Here is a 2351-nt window from a genome sequence, read left to right on the forward strand (position 1 = left end):
GTTCGCGCCGGGCGCGCGTCTGGTGGTCGGGCGCCGCGTTCGTCGGCGCGGGACTCGCGGGTGCGCTGGCCGGCGCGTTCGTCGTGTCGTTCACGCTGCTCGCCGGCAACCCGCCGCCGGCCGTCACCGCGGGCGCGGGCATCGATGCGCCGCAGCTTGCGACCAGCTTCGACGGTTCGTCCGCAGACTGGAGCGGCCAATGAACGAGCGCTCGCTGAAATGGGCACTCGCCGGCTCGCTGGTGCTCAACGTGTTCGTGCTCGGCGCGATCGCCGGCGGCACCTGGCAATGGCTCGCGAACCGTCCTCACGCAACGGGCGGCGCGCTGCGAAGCGACGCACAAGCGGGGGGGCAAGCCCAGCCACAAGCGCAGCAGCACGCGCTGCGCGACGCCGCGGACCAGCTCTCCGACGCACGCCGCGAACAGTTCGCGCAGACGCTGCGCGAAGCGCGCCGCGACGGCCGCGCGTATATCCGCTCCGGCCGCGACGGACGCAGCGACGTGCTGCGCCTGCTCGCCGCGCCGGATCTGGACCGCCCGGCGCTCGACGCGGCGCTTGCCCGCACTCGTAATGCGGACGCGGCGTTGCGCGCGCGTGTCGAACAAAGCGTCGCGAGCTTTGCCGCGACACTGTCGCCACAGGAGCGCGCGCAGTTCGCCGACAGCCTCAGGGAGCACGGCCAATGGCGGCAACCGGCGCCGAAGCAACCGGCTAGCCAATAAATTTTTCCGGATGCCGCGACGGATCGACGCGCACCGCTCGTTTAACGGACATATCCGACGCCGTGAGGAATACCGATGAACGATGCCGCTGCCGCTCACTCCGCCGCGATCGCGCTGAACCGCTTCGGCCTTGGCGCGAACGCCAACGAGCCCGCGCCGGCCGATCCGAAAGCCTGGCTGCTCGCGCAGTTCGACCGTTACGATGCGCGGCCGGCCGCGTGGGCGAATGAACCCGATTCCGCGTCGCTCGTCACCGACTTCGCGCAACGCCGCCGCGAGATGCGCGAAATGCGCAAGCAGGGCAAGGACGGATCGGCGGCCAGTCAACCGGGTGCGCAGACGCCCGCGGCTGCCGCGAGCGCGGCGAACCGCATGCAAAGCGATACGCTCAACGGCTCGCCGACCGGCGGCGCAAGCGCGGGTCCACGCGAGATGCTCGCGAACGCCGGCGACGGCGGCGCCCGCCCGGCTCGAAGCGGACCTTCGATGTCGCCGGCATCCAATGCGAGCGCCAGCATACCGTCGTCCACCGCACAGGCCGGTGCACCATCCGCCGCGCAAGAGGCACGCAAAGCGCTGCGTGCGGACATCGTCACAACCTACCGCGATGCGGTCAACGCGCGCGTACTCAGTGCGCTCAACACTGAAACGCCGTTCGTCGAGCGCCTCGTGCATTTCTGGGCGAACCACTTCGCGATCTCGACCGAAAAGCCCCAGGTCGCGGTGCTGGCGGGCTCGTTCGAAGTCGAGGCGATTCGCCCGCACGTGCTCGGCCGCTTCGAAGACATGCTGATCGCCGTCGAACGCCATCCCGCCATGCAGCTGTTTCTCGATCAGAACAACTCGGTCGGCCCCGACAGCGTTGCGGCCATGCGCGCCGCGCAGCGCAACCCGGCCGCGCGCCCGCGCGGGCTCAACGAAAATCTCGCGCGCGAGATCATGGAGCTGCATACGCTCGGCGCACGCAGCGGCTATACGCAAGCGGACGTCACCGAATTCGCACGTGCGCTGACCGGCTGGAGCATCGCACTGCCGCCCGCGCGCGACGGCGGTCGCGGTGGCGATGGCGGCAACGGCGGTGGCAACAGCAATGGCAACAGCGCCAGCAACGACGCTGCACAACCCGGCCGCTTCGTATTTCGCGCCGCGCTGCACGAACCCGGCCCACGCACCGTAACAGGACGGCGCTACGAACAAAGCGGTGAAGCGCAGCCGCTCGCCATCCTCCATGACTTCGCGGCGTCGCCCGCCACCGCGCACCATGTCGCGGACAAGCTCGCGCGCCACTTCGTATCCGACACACCGCCGCCGGCCGTCGTCGCGCGGCTCGCCGACGCGTTCACACAAAGCGGCGGCGATCTGCCGAGCGTCTATCGCGCACTGATCGATGCGCCGCAAGCCTGGTCGCCGGTCGCCACCAAATTCAAATCGCCGTGGGAGTGGACGATCTCGGCGATGCGCGGGCTCGGCTGGCGCGATCTCGGCAACCTGCAGGCCGCGCCGCTCCTCACCCAGCTCGGCCAGCCGGTATGGCGCCCAGGTTCGCCCGCCGGCTACGACGACGTCGCCGCGAGCTGGGCCTCGCCCGACGCGCTGTTGCGCCGCGTCGAGCTCGCGCAGCGGCTCG

The 2351-nt window shown here is 70.4% G+C and carries 2 protein-coding genes and 1 pseudogene; all 3 read left to right on the plus strand.

Annotated features, from left to right (window positions below; translation table 11 throughout):
• A pseudogene (locus HV675_RS31995) lies at positions 1–203 on the plus strand (hypothetical protein); the annotation flags it as partial.
• Entirely contained in the window at positions 200–724 is a 525-nt protein-coding gene (locus HV675_RS32000) for a periplasmic heavy metal sensor (RefSeq protein ID WP_175115460.1), read from the plus strand. The pseudogene HV675_RS31995 and the gene HV675_RS32000, both read left to right, overlap by 4 nt.
• 75 nt (positions 725–799) lie before the next feature.
• Positions 800–2351 (plus strand): DUF1800 domain-containing protein (locus HV675_RS32005; protein ID WP_175115461.1); only part of this gene is annotated, 1552 nt, incomplete at its 3' end.

The sequence above is a fragment of the Paraburkholderia solisilvae genome (assembly GCF_902859875.1).
Taxonomy (GTDB): Bacteria; Pseudomonadota; Gammaproteobacteria; order Burkholderiales; family Burkholderiaceae; genus Paraburkholderia; species Paraburkholderia solisilvae.